Annotated in this window: 24 protein-coding genes, 3 tRNA genes and 1 pseudogene; 10 read left to right on the forward strand and 18 right to left on the reverse strand. The window is 64.2% G+C overall.

The features are described from left to right. Window positions 1–6: 6 nt before the first annotated feature. The 7 genes from UB43_RS12605 to UB43_RS12635 all read left to right on the forward strand — a co-directional run bounded on the left by UB43_RS12605 (window position 7) and on the right by UB43_RS12635 (window position 3,958). A tRNA-Gln gene (locus UB43_RS12605) sits at window positions 7–81 on the forward strand. 62 nt (window positions 82–143) lie between these two features. After that, window positions 144–218 (forward strand) — tRNA-Gln (locus UB43_RS12610). Window positions 219–270: 52 nt separating this feature from the next. Next, on the forward strand, window positions 271–1,212 hold the full coding sequence (locus tag UB43_RS12615) for a ribose-phosphate pyrophosphokinase (RefSeq protein WP_015478849.1): 942 nt from the start codon (window positions 271–273) through the stop codon (window positions 1,210–1,212). A 112-nt stretch (window positions 1,213–1,324) separates the two neighbouring features. Further along, on the forward strand, window positions 1,325–1,939 hold the full coding sequence (locus UB43_RS12620; RefSeq protein ID WP_024767098.1) for a 50S ribosomal protein L25/general stress protein Ctc: 615 nt from the start codon (window positions 1,325–1,327) through the stop codon (window positions 1,937–1,939). A gap of 38 nt (window positions 1,940–1,977) precedes the next feature. Further along, the gene (gene pth / locus UB43_RS12625) at window positions 1,978–2,562 is read left to right on the forward strand and encodes an aminoacyl-tRNA hydrolase (RefSeq protein WP_024767097.1); all 585 of its coding nucleotides are present in this window, start codon (window positions 1,978–1,980) and stop codon (window positions 2,560–2,562) included. A 40-nt stretch (window positions 2,563–2,602) separates the two neighbouring features. Continuing rightward, a complete protein-coding gene (gene ychF / locus UB43_RS12630) occupies window positions 2,603–3,703 on the forward strand; it encodes a redox-regulated ATPase YchF (protein ID WP_045211216.1) in 1,101 nt (366 codons plus the stop codon). 178 nt (window positions 3,704–3,881) lie between these two features. Continuing rightward, window positions 3,882–3,958 (forward strand) — tRNA-Met (locus UB43_RS12635). An 87-nt stretch (window positions 3,959–4,045) separates the two neighbouring features. Here the strand turns inward: UB43_RS12635 and UB43_RS12640 are convergent. From UB43_RS12640 to UB43_RS12710, 15 genes and pseudogenes are all read right to left on the reverse strand, one after another. Beyond that, entirely contained in the window at window positions 4,046–4,357 is a 312-nt protein-coding gene (locus UB43_RS12640; RefSeq protein ID WP_156160399.1) for a type II toxin-antitoxin system RelE/ParE family toxin, read from the reverse strand. Then, complete coding sequence (locus UB43_RS12645) at window positions 4,347–4,595, reverse strand: type II toxin-antitoxin system Phd/YefM family antitoxin (protein WP_045211218.1); 249 nt, start codon at window positions 4,593–4,595, stop codon at window positions 4,347–4,349. The genes UB43_RS12640 and UB43_RS12645 overlap by 11 nt, the downstream gene beginning before the upstream one ends. Window positions 4,596–4,755: 160 nt before the next feature. Continuing rightward, a pseudogene (locus UB43_RS12650) lies at window positions 4,756–5,554 on the reverse strand (tyrosine-type recombinase/integrase); the annotation flags it as partial. A 46-nt stretch (window positions 5,555–5,600) separates the two neighbouring features. Continuing rightward, entirely contained in the window at window positions 5,601–6,308 is a 708-nt protein-coding gene (locus tag UB43_RS12655; RefSeq protein ID WP_045211220.1) for an SOS response-associated peptidase, read from the reverse strand. Between the two features lie 59 nt (window positions 6,309–6,367). Continuing rightward, window positions 6,368–6,712 carry a hypothetical protein gene (locus UB43_RS12660; protein WP_052969540.1) on the reverse strand — a complete coding sequence of 115 codons (345 nt, stop codon included), beginning with the start codon at window positions 6,710–6,712 and terminating at the stop codon, window positions 6,368–6,370. A 55-nt stretch (window positions 6,713–6,767) separates the two neighbouring features. Beyond that, window positions 6,768–7,784: an isocitrate/isopropylmalate dehydrogenase family protein gene (locus UB43_RS12665; protein WP_045211223.1), complete on the reverse strand. Its 1,017-nt coding sequence runs from the start codon at window positions 7,782–7,784 to the stop codon at window positions 6,768–6,770. Beyond that, entirely contained in the window at window positions 7,781–8,425 is a 645-nt protein-coding gene (gene can / locus UB43_RS12670; protein WP_045211226.1) for a carbonate dehydratase, read from the reverse strand. Before can ends, UB43_RS12665 begins: the two co-directional genes overlap by 4 nt. A gap of 64 nt (window positions 8,426–8,489) precedes the next feature. Next, the gene (locus UB43_RS12675; RefSeq protein ID WP_045211229.1) at window positions 8,490–9,734 is read right to left on the reverse strand and encodes a C69 family dipeptidase; all 1,245 of its coding nucleotides are present in this window, start codon (window positions 9,732–9,734) and stop codon (window positions 8,490–8,492) included. Further along, window positions 9,709–11,097: a flavin monoamine oxidase family protein gene (locus UB43_RS12680; RefSeq protein ID WP_045211231.1), complete on the reverse strand. Its 1,389-nt coding sequence runs from the start codon at window positions 11,095–11,097 to the stop codon at window positions 9,709–9,711. Before UB43_RS12680 ends, UB43_RS12675 begins: the two co-directional genes overlap by 26 nt. A gap of 248 nt (window positions 11,098–11,345) precedes the next feature. After that, complete coding sequence (rimI, locus tag UB43_RS12685) at window positions 11,346–11,798, reverse strand: ribosomal protein S18-alanine N-acetyltransferase (RefSeq protein ID WP_045211233.1); 453 nt, start codon at window positions 11,796–11,798, stop codon at window positions 11,346–11,348. After that, window positions 11,795–12,628 carry a hypothetical protein gene (locus UB43_RS12690; RefSeq protein ID WP_045211235.1) on the reverse strand — a complete coding sequence of 278 codons (834 nt, stop codon included), beginning with the start codon at window positions 12,626–12,628 and terminating at the stop codon, window positions 11,795–11,797. Before UB43_RS12690 ends, rimI begins: the two co-directional genes overlap by 4 nt. A 114-nt stretch (window positions 12,629–12,742) precedes the next feature. Continuing rightward, window positions 12,743–13,258, reverse strand: coding sequence for a DUF6160 family protein (locus UB43_RS12695; protein ID WP_045211238.1), 516 nt, complete (start codon window positions 13,256–13,258; stop codon window positions 12,743–12,745). Between the two features lie 18 nt (window positions 13,259–13,276). Further along, window positions 13,277–14,845: a hypothetical protein gene (locus UB43_RS12700; protein WP_045211240.1), complete on the reverse strand. Its 1,569-nt coding sequence runs from the start codon at window positions 14,843–14,845 to the stop codon at window positions 13,277–13,279. A gap of 16 nt (window positions 14,846–14,861) precedes the next feature. Further along, window positions 14,862–15,944 carry a hypothetical protein gene (locus UB43_RS12705; protein WP_045211242.1) on the reverse strand — a complete coding sequence of 361 codons (1,083 nt, stop codon included), beginning with the start codon at window positions 15,942–15,944 and terminating at the stop codon, window positions 14,862–14,864. 238 nt (window positions 15,945–16,182) lie between these two features. Next, window positions 16,183–16,788 carry a hypothetical protein gene (locus tag UB43_RS12710; protein WP_045211245.1) on the reverse strand — a complete coding sequence of 202 codons (606 nt, stop codon included), beginning with the start codon at window positions 16,786–16,788 and terminating at the stop codon, window positions 16,183–16,185. A 217-nt stretch (window positions 16,789–17,005) separates the two neighbouring features. Between UB43_RS12710 and mksB the strand changes: the two genes are divergently transcribed. The 3 genes from mksB to mksF are packed head-to-tail and all read left to right on the forward strand — an operon-like array spanning window position 17,006 to window position 21,853. Further along, complete coding sequence (gene mksB, locus UB43_RS12715; protein ID WP_024766610.1) at window positions 17,006–18,283, forward strand: Mks condensin complex protein MksB; 1,278 nt, start codon at window positions 17,006–17,008, stop codon at window positions 18,281–18,283. Then, window positions 18,273–19,022, forward strand: coding sequence for an Mks condensin complex protein MksE (gene mksE / locus UB43_RS12720; protein ID WP_045211250.1), 750 nt, complete (start codon window positions 18,273–18,275; stop codon window positions 19,020–19,022). Before mksB ends, mksE begins: the two co-directional genes overlap by 11 nt. Continuing rightward, window positions 19,019–21,853 carry an Mks condensin complex protein MksF gene (gene mksF, locus UB43_RS12725; RefSeq protein WP_045211253.1) on the forward strand — a complete coding sequence of 945 codons (2,835 nt, stop codon included), beginning with the start codon at window positions 19,019–19,021 and terminating at the stop codon, window positions 21,851–21,853. Before mksE ends, mksF begins: the two co-directional genes overlap by 4 nt. Window positions 21,854–21,984: 131 nt before the next feature. Here the strand turns inward: mksF and UB43_RS12730 are convergent, their stop codons facing one another. The 3 genes from UB43_RS12730 to UB43_RS12740 are packed head-to-tail and all read right to left on the reverse strand — an operon-like array spanning window position 21,985 to window position 25,541. Next, window positions 21,985–24,285 (reverse strand): intermembrane transport protein PqiB, encoded by a 2,301-nt coding sequence (locus tag UB43_RS12730; RefSeq protein ID WP_045211256.1) that lies wholly within the window; start codon window positions 24,283–24,285, stop codon window positions 21,985–21,987. After that, window positions 24,278–24,898, reverse strand: a complete 621-nt coding sequence (locus UB43_RS12735; RefSeq protein ID WP_045211257.1) for a paraquat-inducible protein A — start codon at window positions 24,896–24,898, stop codon at window positions 24,278–24,280. Before UB43_RS12735 ends, UB43_RS12730 begins: the two co-directional genes overlap by 8 nt. Further along, entirely contained in the window at window positions 24,885–25,541 is a 657-nt protein-coding gene (locus tag UB43_RS12740) for a paraquat-inducible protein A (protein WP_045211357.1), read from the reverse strand. Before UB43_RS12740 ends, UB43_RS12735 begins: the two co-directional genes overlap by 14 nt. Window positions 25,542–25,775 lie beyond the last annotated feature (234 nt).

A 25,775-nucleotide genomic window follows, 5' to 3' on the forward strand; every position in this document is an offset into this window, starting at 1 on the left:
CGATACAGGGGCGTCGCCAAGCGGTAAGGCAGCAGGTTTTGATCCTGCCATGCGTTGGTTCGAATCCAGCCGCCCCTGCCATTAACCCACAGGGTTTAACGTACAGCGTCAACGAACACATTGCTCCGCAAGTTGTAAGCTACAGGGGCGTCGCCAAGCGGTAAGGCAGCAGGTTTTGATCCTGCCATGCGTTGGTTCGAATCCAGCCGCCCCTGCCATTTTCTTCTGGCTCAACCGGGCCTACCCTCAAGCCGACACAGGTACCGCAGCGTGTCCAAAATGATGGTTTTCACGGGGAACGCCAACCCCGATCTGGCACGCCGTGTCGTACGGCAGCTGCACATCCCCCTCGGTGACGTTTCTGTCGGTAAATTCTCCGACGGCGAGATCAGCGTTGAAATCAACGAAAACGTTCGTGGTAAGGACGTCTTCCTGATTCAACCGACTTGCGCACCGACCAACGACAACCTGATGGAACTGGTAGTGATGGCCGATGCCTTCCGCCGCTCCTCGGCGACTCGTATCACGGCAGTCATCCCCTACTTCGGTTACGCCCGCCAGGATCGCCGCCCGCGTTCCGCTCGCGTGGCCATCAGCGCCAAAGTCGTTGCCGACATGCTGACCGTCGTAGGCGTCAACCGTGTTCTCACCGTTGACCTGCACGCCGACCAGATCCAGGGCTTCTTCGATATCCCCGTCGACAACATCTACGGCTCGCCCGTACTGGTCGACGACATCGAAGACCAGCGCTTCGAGAACCTGATGATCGTCTCCCCGGACATCGGTGGTGTGGTGCGTGCCCGCGCCGTCGCCAAGTCCCTGGGCGTCGACCTGGCCATCATCGACAAGCGTCGTCCGAAGGCCAACCAGTCCGAAGTCATGCACATCATCGGTGATGTCGAAGGCCGTACCTGCGTACTGGTCGACGACATGGTCGATACCGCTGGCACCCTCGGCCACGCCGCCAAGGCTCTGAAAGAGCACGGCGCCGCCAAGGTCATCGCCTACTGCACCCACCCGGTGCTGTCCGGCCGCGCCATCGAGAACATCGAGAATTCCGTACTGGACGAGCTGGTGGTGACCAACACCATCCCGCTGTCCGCTGCTGCACAAGCCTGTGGCCGCATCCGCCAGCTGGACATCGCTCCGGTTGTCGCTGAAGCCATGCGCCGCATCAGCAATGAAGAATCGATCAGCGCCATGTTCCGCTAAGGCGGGACAGGCCTGACGTAAAGCGCTTCGCCATGTCGGCGAAGCATCAGCAAAATCGCCCGAACGCTGGTCGCAAGCGTCCGGGCGATCTTGTCATTTTGGAGATATACAAATGGTTGATTTTGTACTGAATGCCCAAGAGCGTTCCGACCTGGGGAAAGGTGCGAGCCGCCGCCTGCGTCGTAATGCTGGCCTGATCCCGGCTGTGATCTACGGTGGCGAAAAAGCCCCGCAATCCGTCACCCTGGAACTGCGCGAGATTTCCAAACTGCTGGAAAACGAGGCTGCCTTCAGCCACGTCATCAGCCTGAACGTCGGTTCCGCCAAGGAAACCGTACTGATCAAGGCCCTGCAGCGCCACCCGTCCAAAGGCTTCGTCATGCACGCTGACTTCCAGCGCGTCGTTGCCGGCCAGAAGCTGACCGCTCACGTTCCGCTGCACTTCCTGAACGAAGCCACTGCTGCTGGCGTCAAGACTGGCGGCGGCGAGATCTCCCACGTGATCTCCGAAGTCGAAGTTTCCTGCCTGCCGAAAGACCTGCCGGAATTCATCGAAGTCGACCTGGCCAAGGTAGAACTGGGCCAGATCGTTCACCTGTCCGACCTGAAACTGCCGAAAGGCGTAGAGCTGGTGCAACTGGCCCACGGTAACGACCTGGCCGTCGCCAACATCCACGCTTCCCGCGTAGTGAAAGAAGAAGGTGAAGGCGAAGCTGCTGCCGAGTAATCGCGCGCACCATTGCCTTTAAGGAAGGGGCCCCCGTCGTGACTGCCGTACAACTGATCGTTGGCCTGGGAAATCCAGGCCCTGAATACGACCAGACCCGGCATAACGCGGGGGCCCTTTTCGTTGAGCGACTGGCGGACGCGCAACGCGCGAACCTGTCTCTCGACAAGAAGTACTTCGGCCTGGTCGGCAAGTTCAGCCACAAGGGCCGCGATGTTCGCCTGCTGATTCCCACCACCTACATGAACCGCAGCGGCCAGGCCGTGGCGGCGCTCGCCGGATTCTTCCGCATTCCGGTCGAAGCCATCCTGGTGGCCCACGACGAACTCGACATGCCTCCCGGCGTCGCCAAGCTCAAGAAGGGCGGCGGACACGGCGGGCACAACGGACTGCGCGATATCATCGCCCAGCTCGGCAACCAGAACGGTTTCCATCGCCTGCGGCTTGGCATCGGCCACCCGGGGCACAGCAGCCTGGTCTCCGGTTTCGTTCTTGGCCGCGCCCCGCGCGCCGAACAGGAACTGCTCGACACCAGCATCGACTTCGCCCTCGGCGTGCTGCCGGAAATGCTCGACGGGGATTGGACCCGCGCGATGCAGAAGCTGCACAGCCAGAAGGCCTGATTACACCTCTATTTCCGCCACGTGGCGCGAGGGACCTAGCATGGGATTCAACTGCGGCATCGTCGGCCTGCCCAACGTCGGCAAGTCCACCCTGTTCAACGCCCTGACCAAATCCGGCATCGCGGCGGAAAACTTCCCCTTCTGCACCATCGAGCCGAACAGCGGCATCGTGCCCATGCCCGATGCACGCCTCGATGCGCTGGCCGAGATCGTCAAGCCCGAGCGCGTGATCCCGACCACCATGGAGTTCGTCGACATCGCCGGCCTGGTTGCCGGCGCCTCCAAGGGTGAAGGCCTGGGCAACAAGTTCCTCGCCAACATCCGCGAGACCGATGCCATTGCCCACGTCGTGCGCTGCTTCGAAGACGAGAACGTCATCCACGTCTCCAACAGCGTCGACCCCAAGCGCGACATCGAGATCATCGACCTCGAACTGATCTTCGCCGACCTCGACAGCTGCGAGAAACAACTGCAGAAGGTCGCGCGCAACGCCAAGGGCGGCGACAAGGAAGCCCTGGTCCAGAAAGCCCTGCTGGAAAAGCTCATCCCCCACTTCAGCGAAGGCAAACCCGCCCGCTCGCTGATGAAGAACATGGGCGATGACGAGAAGCGCGTCGTGCGCAGCTTCCACCTGCTGACCAGCAAGCCGGTGATGTACATCGCCAACGTCGCCGAAGACGGCTTCGAGAACAACCCGCACCTGGACGTCGTCCGCGCCATCGCCGAAGAAGAAGGCGCCATGGTCGTGCCGGTGTGCAACAAGATCGAAGCCGAGATCGCCGAACTCGATGACGGCGAAGAGAAGGACATGTTCCTCGAATCCCTCGGCCTCGAAGAACCCGGCCTGAACCGCGTGATCCGCGCCGGCTACGAACTGCTGCACCTGCAGACCTACTTCACCGCCGGAGTGAAGGAAGTCCGCGCCTGGACCGTCCGCGTCGGCGCCACCGCCCCGCAGGCCGCCGCCGTGATCCACACCGACTTCGAAAAAGGCTTCATCCGCGCCGAAGTCGTCGCCTACGACGACTTCATCCAGTTCAAGGGCGAACAGGGCGCGAAAGAAGCCGGCAAATGGCGCCTGGAAGGCAAGGACTACATCGTCAAGGACGGCGACGTAATGCACTTCCGCTTCAACGTCTAAGCCCCCGCCACACACGAAAAAGCCCCGGCCATACGCCGGGGCTTTTTCTTATGGCCGCCCTACCCCGCCGCTCATCGCGAAAATCCCCCGCGACCGGCTAAACGATTGATAGATCAGAAAAATATTCAAGCAAAGGGGTTGACACCCCCCCTCGATCTGCGGAAAATGCGCGCCACTCGGCTACATAGCTCAGTCGGTTAGAGCGCAGCATTCATAATGCTGATGTCCCAGGTTCAAGTCCCGGTGTAGCCACCATACAAAACAAAGGGTTAGCGAAAGCTAACCCTTTTTTGTTTTGCCCGGCAGACTACAAACCGACTACATCCCGTCTACGGTCATCCGTCAGAGTCGCTTCTTCGCTGCCGAATAGGCTTCCCCACGCTCCCTCTTCCCTGCCGCAATCACTTCGATCACCAGTTGCCCGTCGTCCACTCTGTAGACGAGCCGGTAACCGACGTCCTTCAGCTTGATCTTGTAGCAGTCCTTCATACCGGACAGCTTGTCCTTCTCAACCCTGGGGTTGATGAGGCGCTCTGCCAGCTTCTTCTTGAAGGCGTCGCGGATCGGGATCGGTAGCTTCAGCCACTCCTTCTCCGCGCTGTCCTTGATCCTCAGCTTGTACTTCAGTGGCTCACTTGCTGATCTAGAGGCCATCCAACGTAATTTCCCGCGAAGGCTCGTCGCTACGCTCCCTAACGATTCTTGCCAGGAAGGCATCGTCCAATGCTTCCAGCATCTGTTCGTATACATCCGGCGGCACTGCATAGAATGCCGGCGCGTTACGGTTAAGGATCACGACGGGTTTACCGTGCCCGGCCTCAATGGTTCCCATTGGGTCTTTCTTCAGCTCGGTGATGGAGGCTGCTACGTCCGCTAAAACAGCGTGTGCCATATAAACTCCTGAGCGCTACAACGCTCACTCTTGTCACAAACGAGCATCTAAATTAGCACCTTTAAAGACACTTTTTAATAGACTCTTTATCACTCTCCGTGGGGTCGACTCCGCCAACAGCAACAAAGCGCGTGTGAATACGGCTTCCAAGCCCGTCGCCCTACTCTCTCGCCCAAGAGTCGAGCTTATCGAGCTGCGCAATCGATGATAGGCGCATAGCTGATTCCAGATGCTCCGGCGGCAAATGCCCATACCGAATGGTCATCGTGATCGACGAGTGCCCGAGGATCCGCTGCAACGTAAGGATGTCCCCTCCTCCCATCATGTAATGGCTGGCGAAGGTGTGGCGGAGGATGTGGGTCAGTTGGCCCGGCGTCTGGAATCCACAGCGCTCATAGGCGCAACGGAAGGCGGCGCGGCAGGACATGAACAGGCGGCCGGTTCCGGGCATGCCCACCTTGAACATCAGTTGCTCCAGCTCGGCCGGGATCGGCACAGAGCGACTCTGACGGTTCTTCGTCCGGTGGTAGTGGACCTCTCCCCCATGCACGGCCCCACGGGCGATGCTCTCGGCCTCTTCCCAGCGGGCACCTGTAGCGAGGCACAGGAGAGCGACCGGGTACGTGTGGTTGTTCGTGCTGGCCTTGCACTCCTCGAGGAGTTGGGCGACCTGATCAGTCTTGATCTGCCGGACGTTGGCCAACGGGTTAGCCTTGTGCCATGAGCCGAGGCGGATCAGCTCGGAGAAGATGGCCGACAGGTAGCGTTGTTCGTGGTTGACCGTCTCCGGCTTCACCTCGGTCAGACGACGTTGCCGATAATGCGCCCACGCAAGCGAAGGCCTGCGGATCGCCGAGACGTTCAGCCAATGCCTGGCAAGGAGCCAGGCGCTGTTTGCCGTCCTTCAGGGTGAAGCCGTGGCGGTCGTACCCGACCTTCACCAGATCCGAGAGGCGATCCGGGGTTTAGCGAATGCTAAACCCCTGTTCTTTTGCCTACGAAAAATCACTCCTCCTCCGGCAGATCAATGGCATCGACCAACTCAACCGAGTCGTTCCGCACGTCATTCACCCGCAACGACACCCGATGCCCCACAAAACCCTCCCGCGCGTGGTGAAGCAGATCCCCCAATGCTTCACTGTGCGTTGCGGACGATAGCCACTCCTCGAAGCTCTCCGGTGCCAGCACCACGGGCATGCGGTGGTGAATATGCTCGATGCTCGGTGCGGCAGATTTGGTCAGCAGGGCGCAGGAGAGCACAGGCTCGCCGCTGGGGTTTATCCACAGCGACCACAGACCAGCGATGGCGATGATGGGGTCGGTTGGGCTGTGGATGAAGTACGGCTGGTGGACATGGCGGCCGGCGGGATTGCGCAGGGTTTCCTTCTCGTTCCATTCGTACCAGCCCAGCGCGGGCATCAGGCAGCGGGTGCTGCGCACAGCCTGGCGCCAGAGGGGCTTGGCGGCGGCCTCTTCGCTGCGGGCGTTGAAGGAGAAGCGCGGCGGGGTGGGCTTCTTCCACCAGGAGGGGATCAGACCCCAACGGGCGGGCAGCAGTTCGAGCTGGCCGCTTTCGTCGTGGCACAGGATGGGCACGGCCATGGTCGGGGCGACGTTGTAGCAGGCCTCCAGCCAGCGCGGCGGCGTGCGCGCGCCGATGTGCCAGTAGCGTTCGATGGCGGCCTCTTCGGGGCTGACGTAGCGTCCGCACATGCCGTGCACCTTGGGGAGAGTGGTGCCTTGAGCTTAGTTCGCCGGCATGCCCGGCGACGTCAACACGCCGAGCGGAAGTGGCCTATGTGCTTAGCGGCCGTGTCGATCAAGCACCACAGCGATAGCGGCACGCCGAAGAACAGGAAGGGGATCACCAGGAACAGGCCGTGGCCAACCCAGGCGATAACGTCCGCGCCGCCGGCCAGGCAATCCTGCAGGTTCTTCGCTCCGCCCTGGCAGTTGGCGTAGGTGTATCCCCAGGAGCCCAGTTGCCAGCCGATGCCGGTATAGGCTGCCGGGATGACAGCGAGCAGATAGCGCACCGGCCAGGTTAAACGTGAAGCTCGCCAGAACAGGAGCATCGGCGGGACGAAGAGTGCCAGGGCGAGTATTAGCAGCTTCATACGTACTCGGTGATGCCTTGAGTGATGGAGAACGTTAGCACATCGGTGAGCGCACTCAGCAACGTGATGCCTGGCCCAGCCGCTGCAGAACACCGCGCCCAATTACCCGCGTCGTCTCACCCCCGAAGTCCACGCTCCCCTCCTCCCGCAGGAATGTATCCACCGCCTCGTCTATCCGCTCCGCCAGCTCCGGCGACTGCCAGTAATGCCGCAGCAGCATGCCGGCACTGAGAATGGCCGCGAGCGGGTTGGCGCGGCCAGTGCCGGCGATGTCGGGGGCGCTGCCGTGGACGGGTTCGGCGAGGGCGATGCCGGCGCCCAGGTTGAGCGAAGGCGCAAGGCCCAGGCCGCCGCCCCAGTGGCTGGCGAGGTCGGAGAGGATGTCGCCGAAGAGGTTGGTGGTGACGATCAGGTCGAAGGCTTCCGGGCGCTCGACCAGTTGCAGGGCGGCGACATCGACCAGACGCTCGTCGAGCACGTCGCTCCAGCCATCTTCGGCCAGCAGGTCGCGGCAGGTGTCGCGAAACAGGCCGCAGGTGAGCGGCAGGACGTTGGCCTTGTGCACGAGGGTGATGCGCCGAGCGTGGCGCAGGCGGGCAAGTTCCGCGGCGCCAGCGGCGAGACGTTCGCAGGCGGTGCGGCTGATGACCCGTTCGGCGATGGCGACGCCTTCCGCCTCCCAGTGCTCACGGCCGCTGTAGAGCCCTTCGCTGTTTTCCCGCAGGACCATGAGGTCGATACCGGCGCGGGACGAGACGACTGGGCGAGAGCGCACGGGGCGCAAATTGAGGTTCAGCGCCAGCGTCTGGCGCAGGCTGAGGATAGCGCTGCGGTAGCCTTCGACCTTGTGGCTGGGCGAGGAAACCGCGCCGAACAGCCCGGCGCCGCAGGCGCGCAGGCATTCGCAGGTGGCGTCGGGAATGGAGGTGCCGTGACGCTGGAAGCAGTCCCAGCCGGCTTCGGCTTCTTCTACCTGCAGGTCAGGCAGCAGGCGTCGCAGGACGTCTACCGCGACGGGCACGACCTCGCGGCCGATGCCGTCACCGGGGATGACGCAAAGGCGTCGGCTCAAGACTGGCCGAGCGGGCGCAGACGATATTGCGGCGGCAACTGGTCGAGGCCGCTGACGGTGACGTTCAGGTCCTTCCAGATGCCGTCCTTGATGCCATAGATGCAGCCGTGCACGGAGATATTCTGGCCGCGGTGCCAGGCATTCTGGACGATGCTGGTGTGGCTGACGTTGGCAACCTGCTGGATGACGTTGAGCTCGCAAAGGCGGTCGACGCGCTCCTCTTCCTTCTCGAACTGCGCGAGGTGGTCGCGGTATTCGTAGGCGAGGTCGCGGATGGTGCGCAGCCAGCCGTCGATCAGCCCGAGCTGGGTGTGGTGCAGCGCGGCGCGCACACCGCCACAGCCATAGTGGCCGGTGACCAGGATGTGCTTCACCTTGAGCACGTCGACGGCGAACTGGATGACCGACAGGCAGTTGAGGTCGGTGTGCAGCACGACGTTGGCGACGTTGCGGTGGACGAACAGGTCGCCCGGCAACAGGCCGACGATCTGGTTGGACGGCACGCGCGCATCGGAGCAGCCGATCCACAGGTATTCGGGGGTCTGCTGGCGGGCCAGTTTGGCGAAGAAGTCGGGGTCTTCCTGCTTGATGGCTTCGGCCCAGCGGGCGTTGTTGTCGAACAGTTCCTGCAGATCGCTCATGTCCGGCTCCTCATCATTTGGCTGGCGGCACCTTACGCAGCGCGGGCGCGGCTGACAAGCTGCATCAGCGCGCAGCGTTCAGCCGCCACCAGCGCGGCGGACGTGGCGCCTGCTGGAGCGCCAGCTGGTGCCAGGCATCGTGCCAGGCCTGGCCTTCGGCGGCGAGGCGCGGCCAATCCAGCGTGCGCCGATCCAGGGCACTGAGCAACTCGGTTTCCAGCCAGCCGTGGCCAGCGCGCAGGGCGTCGGCGAAGCCGGGGTCGGCCAGGGCGCGTTGGTGCACCGTCTCGAAGCGCCACCAGAGCGAGTCCTCCACGGCGTCGGCCTCGCGGCTGAGCAGCCCTTCCCCGGCGCGCTCGTCGAAGCCCAGCGGCTGGAACATCGACAGGCAGGGCGCGGAGGTCGCTGTCGCGGCCAGGCGCGGGGACTCGCCGTCGAGCCGGGCGATGAGGCTGGCGGTGGTCTGCGAGGGGCGCCAGAAGCTGCCGGCGTGCAGGCAGATCTGCCGGTTGTCGTGCAGGTTGAAGCGGTGCCCGCGATGGCCGTGGCTGCGCAGGGCGACCACCAGCGCCAGCCAGTCGACCTGGGCCGGACAGTGGGCGAGGAAATCTTCGTTGAGCTGGCGGCGCTGATGGGCGCCAGCCACCCAGGGCAGCACGCGGCCATCGAAGGCGCGGGCGAAGTGGAAGTCGCCACGGCCGTTCCAGCAGCCGAAACGGCGCGCCTGGGTCTCCAGGTTGGGGCTGGCAAGGTCGTACTCGTGGCCCAGGGTCAGGGCGTTGGAGATGGCCCAGCGCTCGACCTTCTTCGCCGCCCACAGGCGCCCGGCGGTTTCCAGCACCCAGGCTTCGTCGTGGTCGGCAATCAGGTAGCTGTTGTCGTAGCGCATGCGTTTGTTGCGGTAGCCGGCCGGGCCGCCCTGGCCGTGGCGCTCCAGCAGTTCGGTGATCACTGCCAGGGCCTCGCGGGCGCTGCTGCCGCGCTCCAGGCCCAGGCGCAGCAGGTCCATGCCGAGCAGGGCTTCGCCGTCGCGCTGGGTCAGCCGGGTGAACACGGCTTCGTTGCCGATGGCCACGCCCTTGTCGTTGACGCCCATTTCGGCGCCCCACAGCCAGGCCGGCTGGCTGAGGATGACGCCATGGCGATGGGACGTCTGGGGAATCTCCAGATAGGTGGTGCGCACCCTGGCCGCGCTGTCGCCGCTCACAGCGGGCAGGCGGATCAGGCGTTGCGTTTCGGCAGGCTCGCGGTCGCTGTTCTTGGCGAACCAGGTGGCCCCGCCGCTACGCAATACCAAGGTGTCGCACATAGTCTTCCTCCCCGTGATCTTCCCGCGCGCCGAGCACTTCCCGCGCTGCACGCTCCCCGGCCTCCACGGCCCCGTCGAAATAGCCCATCCAGCGCGTCGCCGTTTCGGTGCCGGCGAAGTGCAAACGCCCGTAGGGTTCGCGTAGGCGCGCCGCGCCGCTGCTCCACAGTCCCGGCGGGAACAGGGCGGCATAGCAGCCCCGGGCAAAGGGTTCCTCGGCCCAGGATTTGTCCACGTAATCCACTGGCTGCAGCGCCTGTTCGCCGAAGTAGCGGGCGAAGCAGTCCAGCACTTGGCCACGGCGGTCGCCGGCGGGCCGGGCGTTCCATTGCCGCGCCTCGTCACCCTCGATGAAGCCCAGCAGCACGCCGCGTCCGGAGTCAGGGACGCTGTTATCGAAGGTCAGGCGCACCGGGCCGGTCTCGCTGGTGGCCTGGCCGGAAAGGTTGCGCTCGCGCCAGAAGGGTTTGTCGTAGAGCGCCATGCACTTGATCACCGCGCCTTGCGGCAGGCGTTGCAGGAGCTGGTCGCGCCAGCTGGGCAGCAGCGGCTCCTGGGTGATGCGCAGCAGTTGGGTCGGCGGGATGGCGAAAATGACGTGGCTGGCCTGGTGCGTGCCTCGGTCGGTCACCAGTTCTACGCAGCTGCCGTCCTGGCGCACGGCGCGCACGGGCTCGCCGGTATGGACGTCGCCGATTCGCTCGGCCAGGGTTTCGCTGATCCGCTGGGAGCCGCCGAGGATGCGGTCCTGCTGGGCGCCGCCTTCGACGCCGAGCACGGTGTCGAGGTTGGTGCCACCGTGGATATAGAAGAGGACGTGCAGGAACGAGAGGTCATGGGGACTGGCGGCGAACACGGCGCCGCACATCAGCTCGAAGACCTTGCGCCCGGTGGAGGTGCGCACATTGCGCCGCAGCCATTCGGCGAAGGTGAGACTGTCCCACTGCGGCGCCTTGGGGTGCAGGCTCGGGTCGCCCAGCGGAATTTCCCGCGCCATGCGGTCCAGGCGGACATGGGCCTGAAGGACATCAAGCAGGACGTGGGGAGGAAACTTCGGGATGGTGCCGCGATACGGCCTGAGCCGGCCGCCGAAAAGGGTGAGGTTGTCGCCCTGGTTCCATTGCGGAAAGGTCGACAGGCCGAGTTCGGCCAGCAGGGAAAGGATGCGCTCCTGGGTCGGGCCGACCCACTGGCCGCCCACCTCGACCACTTCGCCGCTGGCGAAACGATGGTTGAGCGTGCGCCCACCGACGCGCTTGTTGGCCTCGATCACTTTCACCCGTTGCCCGGCTTGCGCCAGACGCCAGGCCGCGGTCAGCCCCGAAATACCAGCGCCCACCACGATCACATCGCTGCGATTCATGTTTGCGACCTTATGTTCTTGTTGTTATTGGTCCTAAGGGTAAGCCAGGAATCGTCCTCGGAAAAACCCGATCAGCAGGAAATTTCTCAATATTTGCGATGAGGTCGAGGCGGCAAATTCCTGCGCTTCATCGAACGCACGGAGTTGGCCTGTAGGAGCGCGCCATGCGCGCGACCGCGGGCATGGCCCGCTCCTACACAGGCATACGAGCTGTTCTACGGTGAGGCCAAGCACGCCCTGCAGCGAGGTCAGTCGACCAGCGTGCAGGCCATCACCAGCGCATCTTCACGACCACCGACAGCCGGGTAGTAATCGCGGCGGCGACCGATTTCGTTGAAGCCGAAGCGCTCGTAAAGGCGGTAGGCCGGGCCGTTGGAGGCGCGGACTTCGAGGAAGCATTCCACCCCGCCCTTCTCGTGAGCGCGCTTCATCAGGTGTTCCAGCAGCGCCAGCCCAAGACCGCGGCCCTGGCTTTCCGGCTTCACCGTGATATTGAGCAGGTGCGCTTCATCGAGGATCAGCTGGATCACGCCGTGGCCGACCTGCTGGCTGCCTTCGAACATCACCCAGCATTCGTAGCTCTTCAGGCCGTCGGCGAAGGTGCCGCGCGTCCACGGGTGGCTGAAGGCGGCGTATTCGATCTTGAGTACGGCATCGAGGTCCGCCTCGGTCATCGGGCGGAAGGTAACAGCGTCGCTCATGCGGGGGTCTGACTCGTCCAGCGTTGCCGCACCCGGCGCATGGCGCGCCAGAGGTCGGCTTTCAAAGTGGGTTCTTCGGCCAGGCGCTCGAGGCCCGGCAGCGCCCAGGCGACGCCCAGGCCTTCGACCTGCAGCTCGCGCAGCAGGGATTCTTCATCGCCTTCGCCGGCGAAGCGCACAGCAGGCATGCCGACCAGCCACAGGCAGGAGCACGGGGCGCCCTCCTCCAGCCGCGCGGCGACAAAACCCTGGACGAACTCGCGGGCGGCTTGCGGGCCCTGGTCCATGTTGCCTCGGGAGAACAGTGGCCAGCGTACGGGCTCGCCCATCAGTTGCGGGCTGTCCGGCAGGCCGGCAGCGCGCAGCAGGTCTTTGAGCAGCAGGTAGGCCGGATCACGGCTGGCCAGCGGCTCGCCGGTGGGCAGTTCGACCAGCAGGATGCATTCGCCGGCGCGCAGCAATTGCAGGGCAAAACGCGGGGGCGGGGCGACTGGCGCGCGGACGACCGGTTCGGCTTGCGGCTCGGCCGGCTCTTCGGCCTTGACCGGCGCGGCCGGCTTGGCCTGGGCGCCGACTTTGGGCAGCAGGCGCGCGGCAATCGATCCGGGTTCGCCGGCCGTTACCGGCGCAACCGCGGGGGCCACGACCGGAGCGGCGGCCTCGCGCGCAGCTGCGGCAGGCGCCGCTACCGTGGGTTCGGCAATGACGGGCGCGGGGGTTTCCAGCAGCTCCGGGCGCGACGGTGCAGCGAACGGCAGCACCACGCGTGGCAGCCAGCTGGCGACCTGCATGGCGCCAAGGTAGGCGCGGCGACGGGCTTCTTCGATCAAGGGGCGTTTACCTGTGGGTGGTGCCTGCACGGGCAGGCCGACACGACGAGGCGGGATTGTCGCGTGAAACGCGCCGGGGGGAAAGGCCGGTGGGCGGAGAGACCGCCGTTTCGCTTACGGGGTGCCGAAGACGTAGACGTTGCCGGTGAGCTTGACCGCGCCGGTGGCCTGGTAGGTCAGCAGGTTGGTCTGCTGCAGGCCGCTGCCGGCAACCTTGCCCTGGTTGGAGCCGCCCAGGGTGAACTGCAGGTTGGTGGCGCTGGCGTTGGTCAGGCCGATCTTCATGGCCTGGCGATTGAACAGCGCGCCGTCGCCGTTGAAGCCGTTGTTGATGGTCACCATGTCGATGGACATGCCGTCGAAGCTGAAGGTGCCCTTGATGTTGTCCAGCACGATGTAGCCGGTGCTGTTCATCGGCTGGATCGCCAGCCGCGCGCCGCAGCCGCCGGTGCAGCGGGTATCGGCGGTGTTGGCGGCAACATTGAAATTGACGCTCAGGCTGACACCGTCCTGGCCACTGACGTCGGCCATTTCACTGTCGTCCAGGCCGCGCATCTCGCCGTGGGCGGTCACGGCGGCGAGCAGCAACAGGGGGGCCAGGAGTCGGCTCGAAAGGCGTGCGGTTTTCACGGCGAGTCTCCTCTTGCGCTAACGCGGCAGGTTCACGGTACGGACGTTCAGGTAGTCGATGCGCAGGCCGCGAATGGCCTGGGAACCGACGTCGGTGCCGCTGATGTTCAGGTTGCCGATGCTGATATTGCTCTTCTGCACGTTCTGGTAGAAGGCTTCGTGGTTGGCCCAGGTGACGCCCGGCGCGCTGAGCATCAGGTCGCCGTTACTGGCCACCGAGAGCGTCGCCGGCTGGTAGTTGGCGTCGCCCAGGTTAAGGTCGAAGTAGACGTTCTTGGCCACCACCTTGTTGGTGTCCGCACAGTTCTCGCAGCCGGCGATGATCAGCTTGTCGGCGTACATCTGCAGGCTCATGGAGGCCTTCAGGCCAGCGGCGTCGCCCCACAGGTTGAGGTAGGAGCCATTGAGCGTGAAGTTCTCCAGGGCGATGGAGAAGAAGTCAGTTCGGGTGGTGGTAGCGCCAGCGCTGCCGTTGCTGTTATAGGCGGTGCTGGGCAGGGTGAACTTGGTGGCAATGCCGATATCCAGGCCCTGGATGCGGGTGCCGGAGGAGTTCTGCATGGCGCCGGCCACCAGTTGCACCGTGGCGACGTTCTTCTCGGTGCGAGTGATGGTGCCACTGACGCAGGTGGTGGCACTGCCGCCTTGCGAGCCGCAGAGCTGGACGAACTTGTCGTAGTCGCTGGCGCGCTGGCTCAGGGTGACGCCGTTGCGGCTGACGTTCCAGGCGGCGCTGAGGTTCTGCTGCGCGGTGGTGAGGTCGCTGGTGCTGGTGTTGTAGGTATCCACCGAGGCGTTGTAGTTCTTCACCGCGGTGTTGTTGTTACAGGCGGCGAGGATGCCGCAATCGTATTTGGTCCCCAGCGCCGGGCGGTCCACGCACCACAGTCCGCAGACCTGCGTGGGAGCGGCGTTGTAGCGGGTGTTCATGCTGTTGTAGTTGGTCTTCTGCGTCGCCTGCGCAGTATCCACCTGCGCCTCGCGCTGGTTGACCACGACCATGTCGGCGTCGATGCCGCTCTTGAGCGTCACCATGTTGTTCGAATAGGTGGTCAGCAGCGTGTCGCGCTGGGTCTTCAGGGCGCTCAGTTCGGCGTTGATCTTGTTGGTCGCCTGCGCCGGGTTGGTGCAACCGGCGTCGCCATACAGGCAGCCCTGGTAGTAGGACCAGAGGCCGAACTTGTGGGTGTCGTTGATCGGGTCGGTCCAGGTTGGCGTCATCAGTTGCAGCGCTTCCTGGTTGGCCGGGATGTTCAGCCCCGCCTTGTACTTCACCGGGCCGAGGGTGAAGGGGTGCATGGGCGTGCCGAGGTAGGCCTTGGTATCGAGCGTGCCGCGCTGGCTGCCGGCGCCTTTTATATAGGCGCCGGTGATATCCACCTGCACATCCTGGTTGGCGCTGTTCTTCACCCCGGTGATCTTCGACGTGGCAGTGGCCTGGTCGTAGCTGAAGCCATCGATGAAGAAGCCCAGGCCCGCTCCGCTGACTTCTTCGAGCTGATCATCATCCAGGGCCTTCATGCCCAGCGCCGGCAGGCTGACCAGACAACCGGCCAGGCAGGCGAATACTGTCGCGCGCCAGCTCATGTCAGCGCTCCTCATTTCAGCAACCCGCCGCTTGCGAGCCCATGCAGGTGGACTGCCGGGGCAGGCCGCGCAGGGCGTCGTAGAGGTTGATCAGGATGGGATACACCGCGTCCGCTCCGCTGCCTACCTTGGGGAAGTTGGCAAAAGCGCCGGACTGGGTGTTGACGAAATTACCGGCGTTGGCGAGGTCCTGCCAGGGCACGTTCTGGTTCTGCAGGGAGAAGAAGATGCCCTGGGCGCCGGTGTTGATGTCGGTAGAGCCCGGCTTGCCGATATAGATCGTCTTGTAGTTGGTCAGGTCGAAGCAGGTGGTCAGGCCCAGCGCCTGGCAGTTGCTGGTGGTCGACAGGGTCGGGATCAGCGAAGCGATCAGGCCGCCGGCGTCCGAATGCAGCGAGTCGCCCTTGGCGATACCGATCTGTTCGGCGCGGTTGATCGGTTGGCCGTTGATGGTGGCCTCGCCGGTGCCGGCCTTGAGCAGTACCACGTCGGCGTAAACCGGGGTATCGCCGGCCACGGCCAACGCCAGGCAGTTGATGATGTTCGGGCAACCGTTGCGGGTGTAGTAGTCGTAGGCGATGGACGCCGGGCCGTAGATCTGCCCCTGCAGGTTGCCGGTGATCGACAGGATGTCACCGGAGAGGTCGCCCTGCGCCTTACCGAAACCAACCCGCGCGCCCACCAGCTGGCGCACGCCATTGTTGGTCTGGAAGGCGAACTCGACGTAGGGGTCCTGGATCTGGAACGGCACCACCTTCGCGTCGGCGGTATTGGCGTTATCCACCCGGCCCAGGGCGAAGTTGTTGATCAGGATGTCCGCTGGCTGGCCGGAAACGGTGGTCGAGCCAGTGCGGCTGTAGTTGCCCAGGCTGAGCTGGTCGATGTTGGTCAGCAGGCTGATGTCGGCGCCGAAGTTGAGCCGGGTGTACTGGTAGTTCTGGTAGGTGGAGGCGTCGACGGTGAGCATCGCGCCCTGGCCGGAGATGGCGGACAGCTCTTCATCGTCCATCGACTGCATGCGCGCCTGGGCGGAAAAGGCCAGCAGGCCGCCGCAGAGCAAGGCAAGGGCACGCATGAGCGGACCGGAGGACTGACGCATGGCACTCTCCTTTCCCGGCACCCCGTCGTGCGGGGCGCCTGTTGTTATTCGTCGGGCGTATCGGGTCAGGAAACAGGTCGAGACTCGGCGCCGTGATGCCACTATAGGAATTCACCCGCCACGGCGGGCCGACCCATAGTCGAGTAAATCGCTCAGAACGATAGACGAGCCAAGGAAAGTCCGGGGCGGGTTGTTACCCATCGTCACACCCGGGTGACAGCGGCGAGCTGCCGACGGCTCACTGATGGCGGAACAGGCCGATCAGGTGCTCGGCAATCGCGCCCTTGATGGCGTTGAGGTTCAGGCGCGAATGGGCCTGCAGCTTGGCGGTATTCAGGCGGTGCAGGTGCAGCGACGGCATGCGCGCCTCGTACTCGCGCAGGTCGCCCTTGACCAATACCGGCAGGAAGATGTCCCCACGCATGCGGTAACGGTTGATCAGCAGCTTCAGGCCGTCCTGGAAGGGCAACTCGCGCGAGGCCACCAGCCGGTGCTCGCCGGGGATCTTCAGGTACAGGCCGCTGTAGCCCATGGTCTCGCCGGGCAGGATGTGGATGCCGGTGGGCTCCACCGCGTCGCCGGGGATGTCGTGGAAGGTATCGAACCAGGCTTGCTCGTCCGGGAGGATGGTGATGCCGCCTTCCTGGTTCTCCGGAATCACGAAGCTGTAGTTGCTGTAGAGCTTCTCGACGTACGACGAGTAGATGCACAAGCGATTCTCGAAGCGCTGCAGGAAGGCGATGGCTTCGTTGCGATCAGTGATCGCATCCAGGTCCCAGTCGAGGTCGTTCTGGCGTTCCAGTTCGGCCCAACGGGCTTTGGCGAGTGCGGCGTCGTAGGTCATCGGCGTAAATCAGACTCTGATATCTAGGTCTCTGATACAGGCTTTGGCAAAAAACTTGCCAGAAAATTCAGCCATTTAGGCCCGATTTTCCGTGAGATGCGTCACACGGACGCTGCTCGTGCAGTCGCAAACTGACGCGTTTCGTCACCCTGTCGGCCAGGGGTAGGCCTTTGCAGTACAATCGCCCCCTTTGTTCATTCCGGGCCCAACCAAGCCGATGATCGACCCACGACGCGTACTCCGCGCCCTCGCCGAACACTGGGTGCTGCTCGAACCGCTGTGCGAGCGCTTCGACGCCGGCACCCTGAGCCTGGTGGAGCTGCGCATCCAGCTCACCAGCCAGTTGCCCGACAGCACCCCGGTGGACATCACCGCCCTGCTCGACCAGTGGGTCCGCCTGGACATCCTCGTCCCGGTGGCCAAGAGCCCCAACCGCTTCGAGCTGAACGCGCAGATCCACGACTTCCTCGCCTACCTGCGCCAGGAACACCGCCTGGGCCTGTGCCTGGAGATCGAAGCCTACCTGCGCCACCTCGAGCGCCTGGCCGGCTACATCCGCGAGGCATTCGAGGCGCGCGACGGCAACGACCTGGCCCGGCAACTGCGCCTGCTCGACATGCGCGTGCGCGACGTGCTGAAGAAGCTCGCGAACGACGAACAGGCGCTGGTCGCCGTGGCCGATCGGGCCAAGACCCAGGACCGGCAGATTCCGCTGCGCCAGCGCTACGCGGAAGTCCTGGCGACCTGGGACGAATACGTCGAACCGATGATCCAGCTGGTTTCCGCCGACGGCGCCTTCGAACAGGGCGTGCACCGCGTCGAGCAAGTGCTGCTGCGCCTGCTCAGTGAACAGGCGCGCCTCGGCCAACTGGTGGATGACGACCAGTTGCTGCGCACCCACGCGCGCATCCTGGAAATGCAGACCACCGCCCAGCTCACCCTGCGCCGCGCCCGCGAACTGCTGCTGCCGCTGCGCGAGGAAGCGCGCCGGCACAACGCGATCACCCGCGGCGCCGCGCTGGCGCTGTCGGTCATCCGCCGCAAGGGCATCGACGCCGTGCCGCAGGCGGCCATGCCGATGTTCACCCGGCCGCAGAGCAACTTCCTCGGCACCGCCTCGCAGGTCGAGAGCTACGTCTTCGCCCTGGCCAACTTCCAGCCCAAGCCGGCGCACTTCCCCAAGGCCAGTGGCAATCGCAAGAGCGACGGCCCGCAGCGCTCGCCGCGCACCGCGCGGGAAATGCTCGACCGCTGCCAGGCCGCGCTGCCGCTGCCGGACCTCATGCAGTGGCTGCTGGAACAGGAGCCCGAAGGCGCCACCGACGAACTGCTCTACTGGTTCTCGCGCCTGTCGCGCGATGCCCGCTTCCAGCGCGACCGCCTCGAGCGCGCGCAATACGACACTCTCCAGCACAGCGTCAGCCTGTGCTCCTTCGCCCTGATCGCCGGCCCGACCGCTGGCAAGGACAGCAAGAGCGAATCGCATGCAGATTAATCTCACCGAAATGACCCAGCTCGCGCCGATCTTCCGCGAGTTGTTCAAGGGCTTCCACATCAGCCGCCGCGACCCGGAGCTGTACAGCCAGCTGTCCAACCAGCAGGACGCCTACCGCGCGCTGTTCCGCAGCCTGGGCTACGAACTGGTCTGCGATACCCGCGGCTTCTACTACTTCGTCCCCGAGCAGACCGGCGCCCAGGTGAACAAGACCGCCCAGCGCCTGGCGCTGTTCACCTTCATCCTGGTCGAACACCTCGCCGACCAGGGCCGCGACCCGCTGGCCGTGCTCGACGGCGGCAGCATCGGCCGCGACGAGCTGCCGCCGCTGCTGGAGAAGTACCGCGACCTGTTCCTGCAGGCCGAAGTGACCACCCAGGAAGAGCTGGAAGAGAAGGTCATGCGCCGCCTCACCCAGCTCGGCTTCGCCGCCGAGGACAACGGCGTGTACCGCTTCCTGCCGCCGATCCACCGCTTCCTCGACGTCTGCCTGTCGGTCCAGCAGGACCGCGACCTGGCCAGCAACCTGCACGCCAGCGAAATGCAGTTCACCGCGCCCGCACTGATGGAAGAGGACGATGAACCGGTGGTGATCCTCGAGTCCTACGCCAACGAACCGCTGGAAGACAGTGAAGACGCCATCGTGGTGATCGACGAACCCACCGCCGTCGCGGAAGAAGAGAGCGAAGAAGACGCCCTCGCCCGTGCCATCGCCGAAGAACAGGAGGCCCAGGCATGACCCAGGAACGCTACGGCATCCGCCGCTTCGCCCTGCTCAACACCGCCGGCTACAGCCTCGGCATCTTCCCGCTGGAGCAGCCGCTGTCGGTCTACGGGGCGAACAACCTCGGCAAGTCGGCATCGATCAACGCGCTGCAGTTCCCGATCCTCGCGCGCATGTCCGACATGAGCTTCGGCAAGTACAGCCTGGAAGCCTCGCGCAAGTTCTACTTCGCCACCGACACCAGCTACATCCTCATCGAACTGGACCTGCCCAACGGCCGCCATGTGATTGGCGTCGGCGGCCGCGGTCCGGGCGGCGGCTTCGGCCACCAGTTCTTCGCCTACCAGGGCGAGCTGGACCTGGAGCACTACCAGAAGAACGGCACCTGCCTGCGTCTGCGCGAGCTGTACGCGAACCTCGAGCGCGAGGGCATCAAGTCCTATGAACTGAAGCCCGACGAGCTGCGTCGCCTGCTGGTCGGCGGCCACACCTCGATCCCGCTGGACCTGACCCTGATCCCGTTGCGCTCCACCAGCGAACAGAGCCTGAAGACCTTCCGCTCGCTGTTCATCAACCTGCTGCACATGCGCGAGATCACCGCCGCCAAGCTCAAGCAGCTGTTCCTCGATGCCTTCGAGCACAGCCTGCGTTCGGGCAGCGTCGACTACATCGCCGCCTGCGAGGAAGCCTTCCGCGATGTACGCCGCATGGAGGGTGATTACCAGGCCCTGGTCGCCGCCGGCCCGCTGGTCGAGGCCCTGGCCAACGGCGTGCAGCAGCGCGAACTGCTGCGCGGCAAGATGCACCGCCTCTCGCCGCTGCTGGATAACCTGCTGGGCACCTGGGAAGACTATTCCGGTGCGCGCAAGGAAGAGCTGGTGATCCAGGCCGAGCACTACAAGCGCGAGCAGGACGGCCTGCAGAACGAGCAGCGCGGTAGCACCGCCGAGCTGATGCGCCTGGAGCGCGAGATCAGCGAAATCCAGCGCTGGATGGGCGAACTGGCCGTGCTGAAGAACCGCTTCGCGCTGGTCGACGACGTCAAGGTGCTGGAACAGCAACTGCTCGCCGCCAAGGACGCTCACGACGAACTGGCCGGCGCCCTGGCGCACTCCCGGCAGTTCTCCAGCGAAGACCTGGAAGAGCGCATGCGCGACCTGGAGAAACGCCTGAAGGGTGTTCGCCAGCAGCTCGAACATGCCGACAACAACAGCTACGCCCGCCTGCGCGAGGAATTCTCCCAGCAGGACGTCGAGCGTCTGATGCGTCTGTTCAACGGCGCGCTGTTCAGCCTGCCGCTGGGCGAGAAAGGCGTGGACCTCGACGAAGCCGGCCAGTGGGTCGGCAGCGTCGAGAAGATCCTCGATGCCTTCAAGGGCGAGCGCTTCGAAGTGCCCGGCCTCTCCATCGACATCTCCACCATCGAGCCGCCGGCCCTGCAGGCCCTGGCCGACCGTGCCGCGCTGCGCGACCAGAAGGAACGCCTGGAGAAGGAGCTCAAGCAGCTCAAGACCCAGCAGGCCGTTGCCGCCGACCGCAACGCCAGCAAGGCGCAGGCGGACAAGCTGTACCAGGACGTGCTCGACGCGCAGAAGGCGCTGGAAGATTTCCGCCGCAGCCAGACCCTGAACGCCGAAGAGCCCGCCAAGCTGGAGCAGCTCGCCCAGCTGGAAGCCACCCAGGACGAGCTCAAGCGCTCCGCCGACGCCTTCACCGAACGCGTCCAGCAGCTCTCCGCCAAACTGCAGCTGATCGGCCGCCAGCTGGCCGACATGGAAGCCAAGCAGCGCACCCTCGACGACGCCCTGCGCCGCCGCCAGCTGCTGCCGGCCAACCTGCCCTTCGGCATCCCGTTCATGGACCCGGTCGACGACTCCATGGACAACCTGCTGCCGCTGCTCAACGACTACCAGGACACCTGGCAATCGCTGCAGCGCGTGGACGGTCAGATCGAGGCGCTGTACGCCCAGGTGCGCCTCAAGGGCGTGGCCAAGTTCGACAGCGAGGATGATCCGGAGCGCCGCCTGCAACTGCTGATCAACGCCTACGCGCACCGCACCGACGAGGCCATGACCCTGGCCAAGGCGCGCCGCGCGGCAGTCACCGACATCGCCCGGACCCTGCGCAACATCCGCAGCGACTACGACAACCTGGAACACCAGCTGGCGCTGTTCAACCGCGAGATCAACAAGCGCCAGGTGTCGAACCTGCAGAGCTTCCGCATCGTGCTGGCGCCGAACAAGGATGCGCTCAGGCACATCGATCAGATCATCCACAGCGCTGGCCAGTACGAAGAAGGCGAGAACCTCTCGGTCTTCGACCTGACCCAGAGCGCCGAGCAGGATGCGAAGAACGAGGAAGCCAAGGACTACCTGTCACGCCTGGTGGCGGCGAACAACAACCAGCTGGGCCTGAAGGACCTGTTCGAGCTGGCGTTCGAGATCACCAAGATGGGCGGCCAGCCGATCATGCACACCGACATCGACGGTGCGGCGTCCAACGGCACCACCATGACCATCAAGGCGCTGACCAACATGTACCTGTTGCTGCACCTGATGGACCGCGAGCAGGCCGGCCGCGTGCGTCTGCCCTACTACCTCGACGAGGCGGCGGACATCGACGAACGCAACCAGTCGGCGCTGCTGGAGACCAGCCTGCAGCTGGGCTTCGTGCCGATCCTGGCGAGCGTGAAGCCGCAGGTCTCGGCGCAGGTGGCCATCGACCTGGAAGGCGGCAGCGGCCCCAACGGCATCTACATCGACGAGGCGGACTGGAAGTACATCCGCCGTCGGGATACCGAGAAGGCTGCGCACAACGATGTGGAGGCGAGCGCCGAGCCGGCGTGATGCTTTCTCAGCGTTAACGATGGAAAAGCCCCGCCATGCGGGGCTTTTTCTTTTCGGCCAGGATCGCGCCACCAGCATCGGTGCCATGAAAAAGGGCCGCAATTGCGGCCCTTTTCCTGTTCGGCTGAAACTCAGTTCGCCTTGCCCAGCGGGATCTTCGGCGCCCAGTCCAGCCACTCGTCGTTGGCCTCGTCGAACAACGCGAAGGTCTGCCCCGGCTTGGCCGGCGAGCCCATCTCGGCATTGTTCGGGGTGGCGAAGGCAACACCACCGGCGAGGATGGTCTCCATCGACTCGGTGCGCACCTTCACGCCCTTGAACAGCCCGGCGTCCACGCCAACACCGCTGGTGTTCCAGAAGCGACTGCCGGTCCGCACCAGCGCTGCGTAGCGCGGTTCAATGAGAATGTGGATGAGCACGCGATCTGCCGTTTCACCCAGCTCGAAGGACGTCACCTTGCCCACCTGTACCTCGCGGTAGGTCACCGGGACGCCCGTCTTGAGCGAGCCGCGACGGGGCGCGCTCAGGGTCAGGCGCAGGCCGTCGGCATCGAGCAGGCGATTGGGCTCGCCGCCCAGCAGACTGAAGCTGGTCTGCTCCTGGCTGGGCTTGGACGCCGGCAGCACCTCGATGTACTGACCGCTGACGATGGTGCTCAGGTTGCTCACACCGGACAGACCAACCTGCGGCCCTACTACCCAGAAGCGGGTCCCCTGGCGAGCGATACGATCCGCCCCGCGGGTCAGGCGCGCTTTCAGCTGCACGCTCTGCAGATCCTTGCTCAGCTCCACCTGCTCCACGCGCCCAACTTCCAGCCCCTTGAAACGCAGGACGGTTCCCTCTTTCAGGCCGTCGGCAGAATCGGCACGCAGCTCGATCATCTGGCCCTTCAGATGGGCATCGTCTTCGCTGTCGAACAGGATGAAGCGACGCACCTTGGTGATCGGCGCCGCCTTGGGGTCGGGCGTATCGAAGGCGATGCCACCGGCGATCAGCGTCTGCAGCGACTCGCTCTTGAGCTTGATCCCGTCCAGTCCGCCACTGATGGTGACGCCGCTGATATTCCAGAAGCGCGACGAGGTATTCACCAGCTTGGCGTACTCCGGCTCGATGTGGACACCAATGACCAGACGCGACGGATCGCGACGGGAGAGCTGGTAGCTCTGCACGCTGCCGACCTTCATCTGGCGATAGAGGATAGGCGTGCCGACCTCCAGCGAACCCAGCTGGTCCGTGGTCAGCACCAGGTGCAGACCCGGTGAGTCGAGATTCAAGGGTGGCGCCTTGGGCCGGATGACGAAGTCACGGGTCGGTTCGCCGCCGCTGGCAAAGCGCACGTTGAGGTAGTTGCCCTTCACCAGTGCCTCGAGGCCGGTAATGCCGGCCAGCGAGATGCTCGGCTTGACCATCCAGAACTCGGTCTTGCTGTTGAGGAACTCTTCGGTACGCGGGTCCATGGACAGGGTGGCGGTGGCGCCGTTGAAGTCCTTGTCCATGTCGATGCTTTTGACCGTGCCGACTTCAACACCGTTGTACATCACCGGCGTGCTGCCCGGCGTCAGGCCGCTGACGTCGCTGACCTTCACCTTGACGCTGAGCCCGGCCTGCGCAGCATCGTAATCCTCGTACAGACGGAAGGGCTTGGTCGGATCGGTGGGCGGGCTGTCCGCATAGTTCTCCGGCGTGGCGAAGGCGATACCGCCGGCTGCGATGCTCGCCAAGGACTCAGTACGCAGCTTCAGGCCACTCAGGCTACCCGATAGCGTAATGCCGCTGGCATTCCAGAAACGCGTGTGTTTACGCACCAGATTCGCGTAGGCCGGTTCGATGTGGACCTTCACCTCGATGGTTTTCTGGTCCTCCGCCAGCCGGTAGCTTTTCACCTGACCAACCTGGATCTGCCGGTAATAGATCGGGCTGCCCTGCTCCAGCGAGCCCAGGCGATCGGCCTTCAACGTCAGGTGCAGGCCGGGCAGGCTGTCGGAGAGCGGCGGCGGCTCCTTCAGGGCGACGAACTCCTTCTGCTGCTCACCCTTCACCGGGTCGATGGCGATGTAGTTACCCGAGACCAGTGTCTCCAGGCCGGTGACGCCAGCGATGGAAACCCTCGGCTTGACCAGCCAGAAGCGGGTGCTGTTGCTCAGGTACTCGGCGGCCTCCTTGCGCATTTCCACCATGGCGATCACGCCCAGTGTCGGCTTGTTCACATGCAGGTCGACAACCTTGCCGACACCGATCCCCTTGAAGATCACCTCGGTCTTGTTGGCCTGGATACCCTCGCCGCTTTCGAACTGGATCTGGATCATGATCCCTGCCTGGTCATAGGCACGCCATGCCAGCCAGGCACCGATCGCCAGGGCGATCAGCGGAAGGATCCAGATAGCCGACCAGTTGGTGGTCTTGCGCATCTTGGGTGTTGGGAGGTCACTCATCGTTTTCTTCCGCGTCCGTGTTGTCCCAGATCAGCCGGGGATCGAAAGTCACTGCAGCCAGCATGGTGAGCACCACTACGCTGGCAAAGGCGGCTGCGCCGAGGTTCGCCTCGATGCTGGCCAGATTACCGAAGTTCACCAGCGTCACCAGGATCGCGATGACGAAGATGTCGAGCATCGACCAGCGACCAATCCATTCGATGAAGCGGTACATCACATTTCGTTGCAGGGCGGAAAGCGGCTGTCGCCGCTGCACCGAATACAGTAGCAGCGCAATGCCGACGAGCTTGAAGGTGGGCACCAGGATACTGGCGACGAAGACCACCGCAGCGATGGGTATCATGTCCGCATTGATCAGCTCGACCACGCCTTCCATGATCGTCGCCGGCATCCCATTACCGAGGAAGTTCACCGTCATGATGGGCAGCAGGTTAGCGGGAATGTAGAGGATCGCCGCCGTGATCAGCAGCGCCCAGGTCCGGATGATGCTGTTGGGCGTGCGCTCATGCACCACGGCCCCACATCGGCTGCAATGGGTCTCGTCATCTTCCTCGCGGCGGTTGAGCTGGTGGCATTCGCCACACACCACGATCCCCGCATCAATGGCTCGCATCGTCAAACTCCCCGCACAGCTCGCCCCACACCTGGTGATGAGACATCGTGACTTCGAGCCAGACCTGGGTCAGCAGCAAGGCCACGAAGCAGGCCAGGCCAACGCTGACGTGCAGCTCCGCCATCCCTATCAGCTTGACGATGGAGACGAGGATGCCCATCAGGTACACCTCGAGCATTCCCCACTCTCGCAGGTGCTGGTAGCCGCGCAGCAGCAGCATGCCGTGCTCGCGCAGCGCCTTGTAGCGAATGGACACCAGCACGAACAGCTGGCAGAGCAGCTTCGCCAGCGGAATCACCATGCTGCAGAGGAACACCAGGAAAGCGACACCAGCCATGTTCGAGTGATACAGGCCTACGACGCCGCTCCACACTGTATCCATGCTGGTCTGGCCCAGGATGGTGATGTGCATGATCGGCAGGAAGTTCGCCGGGATGTACAGAAACAGCGCCGTCAGCACCAATGCCAGGGCACGGCGGACCATGTGGGGGCGGTGGATTTCCAATTCATATCCGCAACGCGGACAGACTGATCGGTGCCCGAGCGGAACCGGCTCGCGGCGCATAAGCAGGTCGCACTCGTGGCAAGCCATCAGCTCATCCAGAGGCAGGTCCCGCAAGGCATGTCCTTTGATGTCGGGCATGTAGGAACTCAGGGAAAATTTGAGGCTATTGTAGACGACGCAACCGCCCATCCGGTGCCCGAAAAATGCCTCAAATTTCGTGGAGAAAGCTGCCAGCCGTGCAGCTCTCCGCGCCGCCCCTCGTACGCGGTGCAGCCGTCATCGCCTTTGCCGGCTTTCCCGCGCGCAAAAGCAAAACCCCCGGCCAGCGATGCTGACCAGGGGTCTTGGGCTAGGAGCTTGACGATGACCTAC

The sequence above is a fragment of the Pseudomonas sp. 21 genome (assembly GCF_000955805.1).
Classification (GTDB): domain Bacteria; phylum Pseudomonadota; class Gammaproteobacteria; order Pseudomonadales; family Pseudomonadaceae; genus Pseudomonas.

Excerpts from the sequence above, each read along its gene's own strand:
- ychF (WP_045211216.1), top strand. The coding sequence starts at position 2,603 with ATGGGATTCAACTGCGGCATCGTCGGCCTGCCCAACGTCGGCAAGTCC.
- UB43_RS12710 (WP_045211245.1), bottom strand. The coding sequence starts at position 16,788 with ATGACCTACGACGCCGCACTCGCCAAAGCCCGTTGGGCCGAACTGGAA.
- rimI (WP_045211233.1), bottom strand. The coding sequence starts at position 11,798 with ATGAGCGACGCTGTTACCTTCCGCCCGATGACCGAGGCGGACCTCGAT.
- UB43_RS12740 (WP_045211357.1), bottom strand. The coding sequence starts at position 25,541 with ATGCCCGACATCAAAGGACATGCCTTGCGGGACCTGCCTCTGGATGAG.
- UB43_RS12680 (WP_045211231.1), bottom strand. The coding sequence starts at position 11,097 with ATGAATCGCAGCGATGTGATCGTGGTGGGCGCTGGTATTTCGGGGCTG.
- UB43_RS12640 (WP_156160399.1), bottom strand. The coding sequence starts at position 4,357 with ATGGCCTCTAGATCAGCAAGTGAGCCACTGAAGTACAAGCTGAGGATC.
- UB43_RS12730 (WP_045211256.1), bottom strand. The coding sequence starts at position 24,285 with ATGAGTGACCTCCCAACACCCAAGATGCGCAAGACCACCAACTGGTCG.
- mksF (WP_045211253.1), top strand. The coding sequence starts at position 19,019 with ATGACCCAGGAACGCTACGGCATCCGCCGCTTCGCCCTGCTCAACACC.
- UB43_RS12660 (WP_052969540.1), bottom strand. The coding sequence starts at position 6,712 with ATGAAGCTGCTAATACTCGCCCTGGCACTCTTCGTCCCGCCGATGCTC.
- UB43_RS12675 (WP_045211229.1), bottom strand. The coding sequence starts at position 9,734 with ATGTGCGACACCTTGGTATTGCGTAGCGGCGGGGCCACCTGGTTCGCC.
- can (WP_045211226.1), bottom strand. The coding sequence starts at position 8,425 with ATGAGCGATCTGCAGGAACTGTTCGACAACAACGCCCGCTGGGCCGAA.
- UB43_RS12700 (WP_045211240.1), bottom strand. The coding sequence starts at position 14,845 with ATGAGCTGGCGCGCGACAGTATTCGCCTGCCTGGCCGGTTGTCTGGTC.
- UB43_RS12645 (WP_045211218.1), bottom strand. The coding sequence starts at position 4,595 with ATGGCACACGCTGTTTTAGCGGACGTAGCAGCCTCCATCACCGAGCTG.
- mksE (WP_045211250.1), top strand. The coding sequence starts at position 18,273 with ATGCAGATTAATCTCACCGAAATGACCCAGCTCGCGCCGATCTTCCGC.
- UB43_RS12655 (WP_045211220.1), bottom strand. The coding sequence starts at position 6,308 with ATGTGCGGACGCTACGTCAGCCCCGAAGAGGCCGCCATCGAACGCTAC.
- UB43_RS12735 (WP_045211257.1), bottom strand. The coding sequence starts at position 24,898 with ATGCGAGCCATTGATGCGGGGATCGTGGTGTGTGGCGAATGCCACCAG.
- UB43_RS12620 (WP_024767098.1), top strand. The coding sequence starts at position 1,325 with ATGGTTGATTTTGTACTGAATGCCCAAGAGCGTTCCGACCTGGGGAAA.
- UB43_RS12705 (WP_045211242.1), bottom strand. The coding sequence starts at position 15,944 with ATGCGTCAGTCCTCCGGTCCGCTCATGCGTGCCCTTGCCTTGCTCTGC.
- mksB (WP_024766610.1), top strand. The coding sequence starts at position 17,006 with ATGATCGACCCACGACGCGTACTCCGCGCCCTCGCCGAACACTGGGTG.